Annotated in this window: 14 protein-coding genes; 5 read left to right on the plus strand and 9 right to left on the minus strand. The window is 61.3% G+C overall.

Features of this window, described 5'->3' with window-relative positions; all coding sequences use genetic code 11:
• Positions 1-23: 23 nt before the first annotated feature.
• The 5 genes from ACN5AZ_RS13800 to ectA form a co-directional block, all read right to left on the minus strand.
• Positions 24-245, minus strand: coding sequence for a hypothetical protein (locus ACN5AZ_RS13800; RefSeq protein ID WP_419429479.1), 222 nt, complete (start codon positions 243-245; stop codon positions 24-26).
• Positions 246-353: 108 nt separating this feature from the next.
• Positions 354-1772 (minus strand): aspartate kinase, encoded by a 1419-nt coding sequence (locus ACN5AZ_RS13805; protein WP_419429480.1) that lies wholly within the window; start codon positions 1770-1772, stop codon positions 354-356.
• A 3-nt stretch (positions 1773-1775) separates the two neighbouring features.
• The gene (locus tag ACN5AZ_RS13810; RefSeq protein WP_419429481.1) at positions 1776-2177 is read right to left on the minus strand and encodes an ectoine synthase; all 402 of its coding nucleotides are present in this window, start codon (positions 2175-2177) and stop codon (positions 1776-1778) included.
• A 5-nt stretch (positions 2178-2182) separates the two neighbouring features.
• The gene (gene ectB / locus ACN5AZ_RS13815) at positions 2183-3472 is read right to left on the minus strand and encodes a diaminobutyrate--2-oxoglutarate transaminase (RefSeq protein ID WP_419429482.1); all 1290 of its coding nucleotides are present in this window, start codon (positions 3470-3472) and stop codon (positions 2183-2185) included.
• A 50-nt stretch (positions 3473-3522) separates the two neighbouring features.
• The gene (ectA, locus tag ACN5AZ_RS13820) at positions 3523-4053 is read right to left on the minus strand and encodes a diaminobutyrate acetyltransferase (RefSeq protein ID WP_419429483.1); all 531 of its coding nucleotides are present in this window, start codon (positions 4051-4053) and stop codon (positions 3523-3525) included.
• A gap of 220 nt (positions 4054-4273) precedes the next feature.
• Between ectA and ACN5AZ_RS13825 the strand changes: the two genes are divergently transcribed.
• From ACN5AZ_RS13825 to ACN5AZ_RS13835, 3 genes are all read left to right on the plus strand, one after another.
• The gene (locus tag ACN5AZ_RS13825) at positions 4274-4744 is read left to right on the plus strand and encodes a MarR family winged helix-turn-helix transcriptional regulator (protein WP_419429484.1); all 471 of its coding nucleotides are present in this window, start codon (positions 4274-4276) and stop codon (positions 4742-4744) included.
• 124 nt (positions 4745-4868) lie between these two features.
• Positions 4869-5282 carry a universal stress protein gene (locus ACN5AZ_RS13830; RefSeq protein ID WP_419429485.1) on the plus strand — a complete coding sequence of 138 codons (414 nt, stop codon included), beginning with the start codon at positions 4869-4871 and terminating at the stop codon, positions 5280-5282.
• Positions 5283-5330: 48 nt separating this feature from the next.
• Positions 5331-6983: a BCCT family transporter gene (locus ACN5AZ_RS13835; protein WP_419429486.1), complete on the plus strand. Its 1653-nt coding sequence runs from the start codon at positions 5331-5333 to the stop codon at positions 6981-6983.
• Positions 6984-7022: 39 nt separating this feature from the next.
• Here the strand turns inward: ACN5AZ_RS13835 and ACN5AZ_RS13840 are convergent, their stop codons facing one another.
• From ACN5AZ_RS13840 to ACN5AZ_RS13855, 4 genes are read right to left on the minus strand one after another with little or no spacing between them, the layout of a single operon-like run.
• Positions 7023-7784: an ABC transporter ATP-binding protein gene (locus ACN5AZ_RS13840; protein ID WP_419429487.1), complete on the minus strand. Its 762-nt coding sequence runs from the start codon at positions 7782-7784 to the stop codon at positions 7023-7025.
• A complete protein-coding gene (locus tag ACN5AZ_RS13845) occupies positions 7781-8725 on the minus strand; it encodes an iron chelate uptake ABC transporter family permease subunit (protein ID WP_419429488.1) in 945 nt (314 codons plus the stop codon). The genes ACN5AZ_RS13840 and ACN5AZ_RS13845 overlap by 4 nt, the downstream gene beginning before the upstream one ends.
• Entirely contained in the window at positions 8718-9671 is a 954-nt protein-coding gene (locus ACN5AZ_RS13850) for an ABC transporter permease (protein WP_419429489.1), read from the minus strand. The genes ACN5AZ_RS13845 and ACN5AZ_RS13850 overlap by 8 nt, the downstream gene beginning before the upstream one ends.
• Complete coding sequence (locus ACN5AZ_RS13855; protein ID WP_419429490.1) at positions 9671-10576, minus strand: siderophore ABC transporter substrate-binding protein; 906 nt, start codon at positions 10574-10576, stop codon at positions 9671-9673. The genes ACN5AZ_RS13850 and ACN5AZ_RS13855 overlap by 1 nt, the downstream gene beginning before the upstream one ends.
• 313 nt (positions 10577-10889) lie before the next feature.
• Between ACN5AZ_RS13855 and ACN5AZ_RS13860 the strand changes: the two genes are divergently transcribed.
• Entirely contained in the window at positions 10890-13046 is a 2157-nt protein-coding gene (locus ACN5AZ_RS13860; RefSeq protein ID WP_419429491.1) for a malate synthase G, read from the plus strand.
• A gap of 63 nt (positions 13047-13109) precedes the next feature.
• On the plus strand, positions 13110-13937 hold the full coding sequence (locus ACN5AZ_RS13865) for a bifunctional allantoicase/(S)-ureidoglycine aminohydrolase (protein ID WP_419429492.1): 828 nt from the start codon (positions 13110-13112) through the stop codon (positions 13935-13937).
• Positions 13938-13983: the final 46 nt, after the last annotated feature.

Genomic DNA, 13983 nt, shown 5'->3' on the forward strand with positions numbered 1-13983 from the left:
ACCAGCGCCGCCCACATATCTCTTCAGATACTCGCGATGTCAAATAACGTGAAAACAAAACCAAACAGTTGCGCCCTAAACTTACGGCGCGCCCGCCCAACCTTGCCTCGAATTTCCGTCCCGCCGTCCGAACCATTCCAGCCCGTCCAGCGCCCCGCCAGCACCTCAGCGCCGCCGGTGAAGGGGCTTTTACGGATACCCCAATCGAGTCGCAAGCGCTTTTTTGAAGTTTTCTTTCGGAACATTAGATTTTTTCACAAAACGCCCGTCGGGCTTCATGCAAACCTATACAAACAAACGAAAAACGGCGCCCCACATTCAGGGCGCCGCATCAATTCTTTCGTCTTGTCACCTTAGGCCGCGCGCGGGAAACGCTGTGCGCCTTTGACGATCAGGGCATCGTGCAGCACCTGGATCGCAGCGGCCATGTCTACCCGTGGCATGACATATTGCACGTCGACATTACGCGGACCCTGCGAGGCCCCGAGCGAAGCAAGTCCCGCCTGCTCCAAGGCCATCAAGCCGCGCGTCAGAACCGACAAACCCAGAAGATCACGGCCCACGATAGAGACAAGCGACACCTCGCGGGTGCTGATCTCTGCATGAGGGTACAGGCGCATCAGATCCTTCTCGACCCGACGCACCTCGGCCACGGTGGCATCCAGATAATGCGTGATGGTGTTCGCATTGGACACCTTGGACACGATCCGAACCCCATGACGGGTCAGCGCCTCGAGGATGGCGGCATCATACCCTTTCACCCCGACCATATCCTGCTCGAAGATTTCCAGGGCGAGCACGTCGAGACCCGTGACGATTTCCACCGCAGCCGAATCCGTCGGCTGATCATCGATCAACGTACCGGGGTCTTCGGGTTCGAACGCGTGGGCGACACGGAGCGGCACGCCCGCTTGGCGCAGTGTTTTTGCCGCCGAGGGATGGATCGCCTCCATCCCGAGGTTCGCCATCTGGTCCGCCACATCATAGTTCGTGCGCCCCAGCTTGCGCACCTTGTCGGCGCCCACCAGTTTGGGATCGGCGGAGGACAGGTGGAATTCCTTATGGATGATCGCCTCGCGCGCGCCGGTCAAAGCCGCCAGCTTCGAAAACGTCACCTCGGAATAGCCACGGTCAAACTCGCGCATCAGCCCTTCGGTGCATTGTGCATAGCCTGTCACGATTGGCAGTTCTCGATCGGTATCGATGCCATGCAGCGCAGAAGTGATCCGGTCATGCAAGCTGACCTCGCCCTCGTCCCGCCAGCCGGTCAGATCCACCAGACGGGCCTGCGCCCCGGCGCGCTGGAGAAGCAGAACGGCGACACGGGCCGAATGCGCCTCTCCAATGCCGGACAGAAGTTCGCGGATCTGCAGCAGGTGCTGGTTCAGGCGGAAATGCCCGTAGGAACACAGGCGCTGCAGATCGACCAGACAGTTGCGTGCCCCTTCGATACGGTCATGCACCATATCGGTGGCGGCCGCGATATCGTTGGGATGATCGAGGATCTCGGAATGGGCCGCGATCATCGCATCGCGCGCGGCATCCAGCGCGCTGTTCCAGCGTGTCTCGCCATTGCCATCTGCAAAGTTGGCGTAGATCCCCGGCTCGCCGGTCTTCTTATGCTCCAACAGCATGTTGGTGATGCCGCCAAAGGCAGAGACGACAAACACCCGACCGTATTGCGGTGCGCCGTTTTTGATAAAAAGCGTATCGCGCAAGTCCTTGAGGCGGGACATGGACGTCCCGCCGATTTTTTCGACCGTATGGGTCATGGCTTATGCGTCCTCCAGATCCGGCGCTGCATAAGACCCGTCTTCGCGGTGAACCTCTGTGCCGGTCACCGGCGGGTTGAAACAGCAGGCCATGACCAGCTCCTCATCGGCACGCAGGACGTGGCGGTCATGCTGGTCGAGGGCGTACATCACGCCGGGCTTGATCTCATGGGTTTCGCCGGTCGCCAGATCGGTGATCGCCCCTTTGCCCTGCATGCAATACACGCTTTCAAAGTGGTTTTTATATTCGAACGTGTGCTCCGACCCCGCTTCGAGGAAGGTGATGTGGAACGAAAAGCCCATCTTGTCGTCGGCCAGCAACATGCGAACGGATGTCCACTTGGCGTCCGAGACGACGCGGTCGGGTTGGGATTTGGTGATTTCGTTAAAGTCGCGAACGATCATGTCGATTACTCCGCTGCAATTTTGGTTGTTTCAAGGATGTCGCGCGCGGCGGCCGTCAGAATGTCGATGCCCTTTTGCAGGGTCTCATCCGGCGTCGTCAGCGGCGCGAGAATTTTGACCACCTCATCCTCGGCCCCCGAGGTTTCGATGATCAGGCCATTTTCGAAGGCACGCGCACAGATGTCGCCCGCCAGCTCGCCCGAGCCCACATCCACACCGCGCATCATGCCACGGCCCTTCAGCTTGGCGCCGGGGATCATGTCGGCAATCTTTTGCAGGCCCGCCTCGACGATCTCGCCACGGCGCGCGATGTCCTTGGCAAAGGCATCGTCGGACCAGAATTTTTCAATCGCCACGCGCGCGGTGACAAAGGCATGGGTGTTCCCACGGAAGGTGCCGTTGTGCTCCGCAGGCGTCCAGATGTCATACTGCGGGCGGATCAACAGGGCCGCAAAGGGCAGACCCATACCGGACAGTGATTTCGCCAGCGGGATCAGATCGGGCTGAACATCCATCTCCTCGAAGGAGAAGAAGGTGCCACAGCGGCCAATGCCCGCCTGAATGTCATCAAGGATCAGCAGCGCGCCGTGCTTTTTCGCCAGACGGCCAAGCCCTTCGAGGAATTCCTTGGAGGCCGCGTTCAGACCGCCCTCGCCCTGCACCGGCTCCAGAAGGAACGCCGCAGGCGCGTCAACGCCGGAACTGGGGTTGTCCAGCATCTGTTCAATCAACGTCAGCGAGCTCACCTCGTCACCGAAGGCCCCCTCGTAAGGCATACGGGTCACGCCGTGCAGATCCATGCCCGCGCCGCCACGCTTGCCCGCGTTGCCGGTGGCCGCAAGCGCGCCCATGGTCATGCCGTGAAAGCCGTTCGTAAAGGCGATCACATTGGACCGACCCGTCACTTTGCGCGCCAGTTTCATCGCCGCCTCGACCGCATTGGTGCCGGTGGGGCCAACCATCATAACCTTGTGGTCCATCCCGCGCGGCTTGAGGATCTTTTCCTCGAAGGTCGTCAGGAAATCGGCCTTGGCATCGGTGTGCATGTCCAGACCATGGGCGATCCCGTCGCCCGCAATATGGTCGAGCAGCGCGGCCTTCATATCCGGATCATTGTGGCCGTAGTTCAGCGACGAACAGCCCGCGAGGAAATCGATGTAGGTCGTGCCATCTGCGGCGGTCATCTCGGACCCGCTGGCTTTGACGAATGTTGTGTCAAAGCTGCGGCAGTAGCTGCGCGCCTCGGATTCACGACGCTTGAAGATAGGTTGCACATTTGTATGGGAGGCAGTCATCGACAGCTCCTTTCGATTGATTGATTATACGGAAAATTAAGAGACGCGGCTCAGGCCGCGCGTTTCACAGCCTCGGCAAAGGCGATGGTGACCATGTTCTCTGTCTTGGCCCGGCCATCGAAGTGCTCGGCTTGTTTGTAGTGTGGTGTATGGCTCAGCTCGCCGCCGGTGGTGCGGGCGAACTTGCGGAACAGACCCCACGAGGCGTCATTGTCAGAGGTGATTGTGGTCTGAAGACGGTCGACATCCGCACATGCTTCGCGATTCAAAAGATGTGACAGCATCTTGCCACCCAAGCCCATGCCGCGCGCGGCCTCGCCAACAGCAACCTGCCAGACGAAAAGCGTGTCCGGCTCGGACGGTTTGACGTAGCCCGACACCCAGCCGATCACCGCACCGTCAAGCTCTGCCAGCACGCAGGTGTCGGCAAAATGATCGCATTGCAGCAAGTTACAGTAAATCGAATTCTCATCCAGCGGCTTGCAGGCCCGCACCAGATCCCAGATCGCGGCCCCGTCTTCGGCGACAGGCTTGCGCAGGGTCGGTGTGGCGGGTCGGGTCAAATCGCTGGGCTGGGGCATCGGTCTCTCATGCGTTGTTCCTTTGATCGGCAAAGTATCTCCTCGCTGGATTATTTCAAGTGTCTAAGTGAAAAAATGGACATTTCGGCAAAATACCCCATATTTACTTAGAAATATCCGCAAATTTAGGAGAATCTTAACTTTGATTTCCAAAGCGAAATACTCTTGCGAAGGCCGCCCCGCCCCAGTAGTGCTGCACCATCGTGTGAAAGGGAAAACCATGGACAGGGTCGACAGCAGCCTTATTGCCCTGCGGCGCATTATCCGTGCGACGGAACTATACGGTCGTGATCTGAAACAGATCGCCGGCATCACAGCCGTGCAGTTCCGCGTGCTGCAAATCATTGGCGAAAAGGGTCAAACCACCGCCAAGGAGATCAGCACACGTATGCGCGTCAGCCAGGCCACCATCACCTCGCTGGTGGACAAGCTGGTGCGCGAAAACATGGTCACCCGCCAGAAATCCGAAACCGACCGGCGACAGACAAACATCTGCATCACCGAACAGGGCCGCGCGACCCTCAACGATGCGCCCGACCCGCTGCAGCAGCGATTCGTGCGCAAATTCGCGGCCATGGAAGACTGGGAGCAGTCGATGCTTCTGGCAGGGCTGGAACGTGTGGCCGCCATGCTGGATGCCGAGGATCTGGATGCCTCGCCCGTTCTGGATACCGGCGACATCAAACACTAGCCTTTACCTGACCCAAGGTTAGCATACCTATTAGATGACACAGGCATGGATGCCTGCGCAGACGCACGTCCCGCAGGTCAATGCCTGCCGCGCGTTGCTGCGCCCAAATGCCAAAGGAGACACCATGTTTCACAAGATTGTCGTTCCAATAGATTTGGCACACACCTCCAGCCTGAAAAAGGCGCTGGAGATGGCCGCCGATCTGGCCCACCAACACAAGGCCGAGGTGATCTATGTCGGCGTCACCTCCAGCAGCCCCGGCAGCGTGGCGCACAGCCCCGAGGAATTCGGCACCAAGCTGACCGATTTTGCCACGGGTCAGGCGCAAAAGGGGTTTGCCACATCCGCCAAAACCATCGTGGCGGCGGACCCGCGCACCGATACCGACAAACACCTGATCGCCGCGATCAAAGAGCTCGGCGCAGATTTGGTCGTGATGCAGACGCATCTGCCCAACGTCGCCGATTATATCTGGGCCGGACACGGGGTGTCTGTGGCCAGCCATGTCACAGCCTCAGTGTTTCTGGTCCGCGACTGAACCGGCCCCGTGCGGCTGAAAAGATAAAAACGGAAAGAGAGGACATTTATGTCAGACGAGAACAGCTCCGGCATGGATGGGATACCGTCCCCCGACGGCGCGTCCCATATCATCGACACCGATTATGAAATTGGTCAGGACAACGTCGAAGGCTCTGTCGGGCCAATCGGATTCGACATTCACAACCCTGTTTTCGCGATCTCCGGCTTTGCGGTGATGGCATTCGTATTCTACACACTCGCTTTGCCGGAACAGGCGGGCGCGGCCTTCAGCTGGCTTTTCAGCGCCGTGACCAAAGGCTTTGACTGGTTCTTTATCGGCTCGGCGAACATCTTTGTGATCTTCTGCCTTTTGCTGATTGTCACCCCCTTGGGCAATGTCCGCTTGGGCGGCACCGATGCCACGCCGGATTACACCTACATCGGCTGGTTCGCGATGCTGTTTGCGGCAGGCATGGGCATCGGCTTGATGTTCTACGGCGTCTCTGAGCCGCTCAGCCACTTTTCGTCGTCCTTCGGCGGCGTGAGCGTGGGCGAAGACGGCGTGCGCACCGACTGGGCACCGCTTGGCGGCGCCGAAGGGGACGAGGCCGCAGCGGTCCGTCTTGGCATGGCGGCCACGATCTTTCACTGGGGTCTGCACCCTTGGGGCATCTACGCCGTTGTGGCGCTGGCGCTGGCGTTGTTCAGCTATAACAAAGGCTTGCCGCTGACCATCCGCTCTGCCTTTTACCCGCTTCTGGGCGAACGCGTCTGGGGCTGGCCCGGTCACATCATCGACATTCTGGCGGTGTTTGCCACGCTGTTCGGCCTGACCACCTCGCTTGGCTTTGGCGCCACACAGGCAAACGCGGGCCTGAACGAACTCTTCGGCATTCCCGTGGGTCCCGTGACCGAAGTCATCCTGATCTCGGCCATCACATCCATTGCGTTGGTGTCCGTGGTGCGCGGTCTCGACGGTGGTGTGAAAATCCTGTCCGAGGTCAACATGGGTCTCGCGCTGATCCTGCTGGTCTTTGTCCTGCTGGTGGGTCCGACATGGTATCTGCTGTCGCTCTTCGGGGATTCGCTGCTGGCGTATTTCCAGTATCTTCCCGCGCTGGCCAATCCGGTGGGCCGCGAAGACGTGAACTTCATGCAGGGCTGGACCTCGTTCTACTGGGCGTGGTGGATCAGCTGGTCCCCCTTTGTCGGCATGTTCATCGCCCGCGTCAGCCGTGGCCGCACTGTGCGGGAATTCGTCACTTGCGTGCTGTTGATCCCGTCGCTGGTCTGCGTGCTGTGGATGTCCGTTTTTGGCGGCACCGCGCTGCATCAGGTCATCGCGGATGGCTACACCGTGGCACAGGACGCTGCACTTGAACTGAAACTGTTCAAAATGCTGGACATTCTGCCGCTGGCCTCGATCACATCGCTGATCGGCATCGTTCTCGTGATTGTGTTCTTTGTCACCTCGTCGGATTCCGGCTCCTTGGTGATCGACACGATTACGGCAGGCGGCAAAGTGGACGCCCCTGTCCCGCAGCGCGCCTTCTGGTGCATCTTTGAAGGCGCGGTGGCCATTGTGTTGCTGTTGTCGGCAGGCGGTTTGCAATCGCTGCAGTCGATGGTGATCTCCACCGGCCTGCCCTTTACCGTGGTGCTTTTGATCATGTGCTTTGCGATTTTCAAAGGGCTGATCAACGAACGCCGCCACACATAACAGGATCGGCGCGGGGGAGCATCCTCCGCGCCATCCCTTTCAGACGGGCACGACCACGCGACGCCCGTCGACCTCTCCCATGCGCAGCTCTGTGTCGAACAGATCGCTGAGCACACGGTCCGTCATCGCAAGGACCCGCGGCCCTGAGGCCATCAGCCGTCCCGCTTTCAGTGCCACAATCCGGTCCGCATAATGCGCGGTCGCGGAAAGATCGTGCAGCACGATCACAACACTGCGCTGGTCCGGCCCCGGTCGGGACAGATCATAGAGCCGCTCCAACAGGTCGCGCGCGTGTTTGGGGTCCAGCGCGGCCAGCGGTTCATCCAGCAAAATCCATGGTGTATCCTGCGCAAATGCCATCGCCACAAAAGCGCGTTGGCGCTGGCCACCCGACAGGGTTTCGATCAGACGCTCTGCCAGATCCTCCAGCCCGAACAGATCAAGCGCAGCCTCCACCCGCGCATGATCATGCGCCGTGGGCCGCCCCTTGTGATGGGGCCAGCGTCCAAAGCTCACCAGATCCCGCACGGTCAGACGCGCCGTGACCCGCTCTGATTGCGTCAACAGGGCGACATGGCGCGCGCGGTCTTGCGGACGGGCGCGCACCACGTCCAGACCTTCGACCAGAATCTCGCCGTGGGTCGGCGGCAGCAGGCCCGACATTGTATGCAGCAATGTCGATTTGCCCGCGCCATTCGGGCCAATCAGCGCCGTGATCCCCCCCGCCCCGAATTTAAGCGACACTTCATCCAGCGTGACGCTCTCGCCCCGCTTCAACGTGACATTCGACAGCTCGATCATGAGCGCGACCTCCGCAAGACAAGGAACAGGAACAAAAGCCCGCCAAAGAATTCGACAATCACCGCAAGGGCGGATTGCATCCCCAACAGCCGTTCAAACAGGAATTGCCCGGACACAAGGATCAGCGCGCCGATCCCCGCCGCCGCGGGCAGGATCAGCGCATGGCGATAGGTGCCCATAACCACGTACGCCAGACTTGCCGCCAGCAGCCCCAAAAAGGTGATCGGCCCGACCAAGGCGGTGGACACCGCGATCAGAAATGCCACCAACGCCAGCACGCCCAGCACCAGCCGGTCGTGGTCCAGCCCCACGGAGCGCGCGGTCATCCGGCCCAGTTCTGCCACGTCCAGACGCGGCGACAACCACAGCGCGACAGCCATGGCCGGCAACAGCCCCGCCAAGGCAACCCACAGCAACTGTGCGTCGACAAAGCCGAAGCTGGCAAAGCTCGCCGCCTGAATCACCGCAAACTCGGACGGATCGACCAGCCGCGCGGCAAGCCCCGACAGGCCGCGCAGGAAGGCGCCGATAATCACGCCCGTCAGGATCACACGCAGAACATCTTCGGACGACCGGCGCAGCAGCACCCCGAACAACGTCACCGCAGCAGCCATCAGGATCAGCGTTTCCGCCAGAAACTTGGCCATGACGGGCAAGGTCGAAAACGCGCCGCCACCGATGGCCACAACCAGCATCGTCTGGATGAAGATAAACAAGGCGTCAAAGCCTACGATCCCCGGCGTCAGCAGCCGGTTTTGTGACACGGTCTGAAACAACACCGTCGCCGCCCCTGTGGCGGCACCCACCACGATCAGGGCGGCCAATTTTGTGACCCGCAACGTCAGGATATAATCGTATGGCGCGCGCAGCCCCCAGCCAAGGAACAGGCCCGACATCAGCACCAGCATGGCCCCAAGCACAATCAACCGACGCCTACCCATGGCCGGACCTCCCGCGCGGGGCGGCATGCAGCAGCCACAAGAACACAGCCGCGCCGAACACGGCAAACACTGTGCCCGCAGGAATCTCGAACGGGATGCGGATCACACGCCCGATGATGTCAGACCCAAGCACCATCACAGCACCAAGCCATGCGATCAGCGGCAGGTTGCGGCGCAGATTATCACCGCGCCAGCGTGATACGATGTTGGGCACCACCAGCCCGACAAACGGCATGGTGCCGACGCTCACCACAATCACCGCCGTGGTCAGGGCCACCAGCACCAGACTGATCAGAACCGTGCCGCGATAGTCCAGACCCAAGGCGCGCGCCGCATCTTCGCCCAGACCCAACAGGGTGATACGGTCGGCGACGATATACAGCGCGAAGATCACCCCTGCGATCAGCCACAACAGCTCGTACCGGCCGCGTAGCACGCCAGAGAACTCGCCCGACATCCAGATGCCAACGTATTGCAGCAGATCGGTGCTCCATGCGATCCAGACCACGACCGACCCCAGAATACCGCCGTAGATCAAGCCGACCAGCGGCAGCAGCACCGGGTCTCGACGGGGCACATGTTGCGCCAGCGCCAGAAAACCCAATGTACCCGCCAGCGCAAAGACTGCGGACACCCCCATCTTGACGATCAGCGGGGCTGCTGGGGCGAACAGTGTGATGCCCAACAGCCCCAGCATCGCGGCCTCCGGCGTGCCGACCAGCCCCGGCTCTACCATGCGGTTCTGCACCGCCAGTTGAACGACCGCGCCCGACAGCGCCAGCCCCGCACCGGCCAACAGCGCGGCCAGGGTGCGCGGGATCCGGCTGACCGCCAGCAACAGCCCGGAATCCAGATCGCCGCCAAACAAATCTGCCGCGCCAAGCAGAACGCTCGCCCCGATCAACAGGACGAGCGCAGCACCAGCGGCCAAGGCCGTCCGTGTCATCAGTTTGTGGCGTCTGTCATCGCAGCGGTGATTTCAGACAATGTGCCTGTCATCGATTGCAGGCCGCCGCCTGCAAGATACAAAGGTGCGCTATCAAGATAGACGATCTGCCCCGCCTGACCTGCGCGGGTGCCCGCGACCAACGGGTTGTCCAGCGTTGTGGCCGCAGCCTCGCCCTCTTGGCCGATAGCGGCACCACGGTCGATCACAAAGATCCATGCCGGATCGGTCTGTGCGATGAATTCAAAGGACACCGCCTCGCCATGGGTGTTTGTGTCCAGATCCGCATGGGCTTCGGGCAGGTTCAACGTGCTGTAGATCCAGCCAAAGCGGCTTTCGCCCCCATAGGCAGAGACCTTGCCGCCGTTGGTCATCAGGATCAGCGCGTTGTCGGCATCGGTCACCGCAGCCTGCGCGGCCTCGATGGCTGCGTCCAGTTCAGCGATGGCCGCGTCTGCCGCGTCCTGCTTGTCGAACATCACGCCATAGGCCGTGGCCCGCGCTTTGGCCGTCTCGACGATGCCGGCTTCTGCCCCGATGGTCATGTCCACAGTCGGCGCGATGCGCGACAAAGGCTCCACCTGCGATTGCGACCGGCCACCGGCGATGATCACATCGGGCTGCATGGCTGCGATCGCCTCGAAGTTCGGCTCGAACAGGGTGCCTGCGATCTCGCCCGCGCTGACCGCGTCCTGCAGATAGGCGGGCGGCGTGATGTCGGGGACACCCGCAACGGACACGCCAATCGCATCAAGCGTGTCGATCGCCGCAAGATCAAGCGCGACAACAGTCTGCGGATTTTGCGGAACGTCCGCAGCACCGGCAAAGGTATCCACGCTGACAGTCTGGGCAGACAGGAATGTCGGCACCAACATGGCGGCAATCGCAGGGAACATCGGTTTCATCGGGCAGTCCTTCACCAAGATAATTTCCGACTGAATCAGTCTGATCTTTTCCGATTAAAGAACTCAAGAAAGGGATGATTGCAACCAATAAACCATGAGCCGAGCATGCTTTTTGCGATCTTCGCCCGCCGACTGCCCCCGCTATACGCTCAAATTCGCCCGACTATCTTGAAAATGAGAATGCGGCTTTTTGGAAATCACGACAATCAAAGGCCACATTGCCGTTGCGGTAGGGGTGCGGCCTGCTACCTATATCGGGACGCATATCAGGTCGGGAGCCATGGCCCCGACCCCGCTTAGGAGGAGCACCCGCATGACCGCCCACACAGCAAGGCCGCGCAAGACCTTTGAAGGCCTACAGGTTTCGTCCGAACTGGCAGAGTTTATCGAGACAGAGGCGCTCCCCGGCACCGGTGTTGACCCGCAGGCGTTCTGGGCCGGTCTTTCCGCGCTGGTGCATGACTTTGGCCCGCGCAACCGCGCCCTGCTGCAAAAGCGCGAGGACCTGCAGACCAAGATCGACGACTGGCACAAGGCCCATCGCGACGCCCCCCACGACGCCGCAGCCTATAAGGCCTTCCTCGAAGAGATCGGGTATTTGCTGCCCGAAGGTGAGGATTTCCAGATCGAGACCTCCAAGATCGACCCGGAAATTGCCACCACCCCCGGCCCGCAGCTTGTGGTGCCGGTGACCAACGCGCGCTTTGTGCTGAATGCCGCAAACGCCCGTTGGGGCAGCCTGTATGATGGGCTGTATGGCACCGATGCAATGGGGCCAGTGCCGTCGGGGGGCTTTGACGACGGGCGCGGTGCCCGTGTGGTGGCGCGGGCCTCGGTCTTTCTGGACGAGGTGTTCCCGCTGCAGGCGACGTCACATGCCAAGGCCACGCAATACAGCATCGAAGGCGGCGCGCTGCTTGTCGACGGCAGCCCGCTGAAGACGCCCGCAGCCTTTGTCGGCTACACCGGCGATGCATCGGCCCCCGCCTCTGTTCTGCTGCGCAACAACAGCCTGCATGTGGAACTGGTGTTCGACCGCAACCATCCCATCGGCAAGACCACCGCCTCCGGCATCGCGGATGTGCGTATGGAATCCGCCGTGTCAGCCATTGTCGACTGCGAGGATTCCGTGGCCTGCGTCGATGGTGCGGACAAAACGCTGGCCTATCGCAATTGGCTGGGCCTGATGAAGGGCGACCTGCAAGAGACCTTTGAGAAGGGCGGCAAGCAGATGACCCGCCGCCTGCACGGGGATCGCAGCTTTACCGCTGCGGATGGATCGGAGCTGACCCTGAAAGGCCGCGCCTTGCTGCTGGTGCGCAACGTCGGCCACCTGATGACAAACCCCGCCATTCTGGACCGCGACGGCCAAGAGGTCTTTGAGGGGCTGATGGATGCGATGGTCACGGCGCTGATTGCGATGCACGATCTGGCCAAAACCGATGGCGCGCGCAATTCGGTCGCGGGCTCGGTCTATGTGGTCAAACCCAAGATGCACGGCCCCGAAGAAGTGGCCTTTGCCGACGAGATCTTTGGCCACGTTGAAAAGGTGCTCGGCCTGCCGCAATACACGGTCAAACTGGGCATCATGGACGAAGAGCGCCGCACCTCGGTCAATCTGAAATCCTGCATCCGCGCCGCGCGGCATCGCGTGTGTTTCATCAACACGGGCTTTCTGGATCGCACCGGCGACGAGATCCACACCTCGATGGAGGCGGGGCCGTTCTCGCGCAAGGATTTCATCAAGCGCAAGGGCTGGATCGGCGCCTACGAGGCGCGCAACGTCGACATTGGTCTGGAATGCGGCCTGTCCGGCAAGGCGCAGATCGGCAAGGGCATGTGGGCGCAGCCCGACAGCATGGCCGCCATGCTGGAACAAAAGATCGAACATCCCCGCGCCGGTGCCACCTGCGCCTGGGTGCCTTCGCCCACGGCGGCGACCCTACATGCGATGCACTACCACAAGGTCGATGTGCTGGCCGTGCAGGACAAGCTGGCCAAAGGCGGGCGGCGGGCCCATGTGGACGGGCTGCTGGACATTCCGCTGGCCACTTACCGCAAGTGGAGCAAGGACCAGATCCGGCGCGAAGTCGAAAACAACGCCCAAGGCATTCTGGGTTATGTGGTCCGCTGGATCGATCAGGGCGTTGGCTGTTCCAAGGTGCCCGACATCAACGATGTCGGCCTGATGGAAGACCGCGCCACCTGCCGGATCTCGGCCCAGCATATCGCCAACTGGCTGCACCATGATGTGATCTCGCGCCAGGAAGTGTCCGAGATCATGCAAAGCATGGCAGAGGTGGTGGACCGCCAGAACGCGGGCGACCCCGATTATACACCGATGGCCCCCGGCTTTGACGGCATCGCCTACAAGGCCGCCTGCGATCTGGTGTTCGAGGGCACGACCCAGCCGTCGGGCTACACCGAACCGGTGTTGCATGCGCGCCGCCTTGAGCTCAAAGCCCAGTAATCGCGGATGGCGGGCCAATGGCCCGCCGCCCCCCCCTGCCCTGACACGCGCCGGAGTGCCCTGATGTCCCCCACCTATTACGCCCCGCGCGGCGGCCTGCCCGCGCAGGATCAACTGCTGACAGACCGCGCCATATTCACAGATGCCTACGCCGTCCTGCCCAAGGGCACGATGCGCGACATCACCACCAGCTTTCTGCCCGGCTGGACCGACACCCGCCTGTGGGTCATCGCCCGCCCCATGTCCGGCTTTGCCGAGACGTTTTCGCAATACATTATGGAGGTTCAGCCCGGCGGAGGATCGGACACGCCCGAGACCGATCCGCAGGCCCAAGGTGTGCTGTTCATCACCGAAGGCGAGGCGAGCCTGACCGCAAATGGCGCTGAACACCACATGACGGCGGGGGGCTACGCCTATCTGCCGCCCTCGGCCAAGTGGTCGCTGCACAACAAGGGCTCCGCGCCGCTGCGGTTCCACTGGATCCGCAAGGCTTATCAACCGGCACCCGGCCTGTCGGAACCCGATGTTCTGGTGCTGAACGAACAGGACATTACGCCCACACCGATGCCCGACACCAATGGCGCTTGGGCCACCACGCGCTTTGTCGACCCTGCCGACCTGCGTCACGACATGCATGTGACCATCGTTACCTTTGAACCCGGCGGCGTGATCCCCTTTCTGGAAACGCACGTCATGGAACACGGGCTGTATGTTCTGGAAGGCAAAGCTGCATACCGGCTCAACAATGACTGGGTCGAGGTGGAGGCCGGTGATTTCATGTGGCTGCGCGCCTTTTGCCCGCAGGCGTGCTATGCCGGTGGTCCGGGGCGTTTCCGCTACTTGCTGTACAAGGACGTCAACCGACACATGCCGTTGCGCCCGTTCGGGTAAGACAAGCGGACAAAAAAGGGCGGTGTGATCTCTCACACCGCCCTTT

The sequence above is a fragment of the Sagittula sp. SSi028 genome, from assembly GCF_048553715.1.
In the GTDB taxonomy this organism is placed as follows: domain Bacteria; phylum Pseudomonadota; class Alphaproteobacteria; order Rhodobacterales; family Rhodobacteraceae; genus Sagittula.

What these genes read in the sequence shown, in the direction of transcription:
- ACN5AZ_RS13800 (WP_419429479.1), bottom strand. Translation starts at nt 245, where the DNA reads ATGTTCCGAAAGAAAACTTCAAAAAAGCGCTTGCGACTCGATTGGGGT.
- ACN5AZ_RS13805 (WP_419429480.1), bottom strand. Translation starts at nt 1,772, where the DNA reads ATGACCCATACGGTCGAAAAAATCGGCGGGACGTCCATGTCCCGCCTC.
- ACN5AZ_RS13810 (WP_419429481.1), bottom strand. Translation starts at nt 2,177, where the DNA reads ATGATCGTTCGCGACTTTAACGAAATCACCAAATCCCAACCCGACCGC.
- ectB (WP_419429482.1), bottom strand. Translation starts at nt 3,472, where the DNA reads ATGACTGCCTCCCATACAAATGTGCAACCTATCTTCAAGCGTCGTGAA.
- ectA (WP_419429483.1), bottom strand. Translation starts at nt 4,053, where the DNA reads ATGCCCCAGCCCAGCGATTTGACCCGACCCGCCACACCGACCCTGCGC.
- ACN5AZ_RS13825 (WP_419429484.1), top strand. Translation starts at nt 4,274, where the DNA reads ATGGACAGGGTCGACAGCAGCCTTATTGCCCTGCGGCGCATTATCCGT.
- ACN5AZ_RS13830 (WP_419429485.1), top strand. Translation starts at nt 4,869, where the DNA reads ATGTTTCACAAGATTGTCGTTCCAATAGATTTGGCACACACCTCCAGC.
- ACN5AZ_RS13835 (WP_419429486.1), top strand. Translation starts at nt 5,331, where the DNA reads ATGTCAGACGAGAACAGCTCCGGCATGGATGGGATACCGTCCCCCGAC.
- ACN5AZ_RS13840 (WP_419429487.1), bottom strand. Translation starts at nt 7,784, where the DNA reads ATGATCGAGCTGTCGAATGTCACGTTGAAGCGGGGCGAGAGCGTCACG.
- ACN5AZ_RS13845 (WP_419429488.1), bottom strand. Translation starts at nt 8,725, where the DNA reads ATGGGTAGGCGTCGGTTGATTGTGCTTGGGGCCATGCTGGTGCTGATG.
- ACN5AZ_RS13850 (WP_419429489.1), bottom strand. Translation starts at nt 9,671, where the DNA reads ATGACACGGACGGCCTTGGCCGCTGGTGCTGCGCTCGTCCTGTTGATC.
- ACN5AZ_RS13855 (WP_419429490.1), bottom strand. Translation starts at nt 10,576, where the DNA reads ATGAAACCGATGTTCCCTGCGATTGCCGCCATGTTGGTGCCGACATTC.
- ACN5AZ_RS13860 (WP_419429491.1), top strand. Translation starts at nt 10,890, where the DNA reads ATGACCGCCCACACAGCAAGGCCGCGCAAGACCTTTGAAGGCCTACAG.
- ACN5AZ_RS13865 (WP_419429492.1), top strand. Translation starts at nt 13,110, where the DNA reads ATGTCCCCCACCTATTACGCCCCGCGCGGCGGCCTGCCCGCGCAGGAT.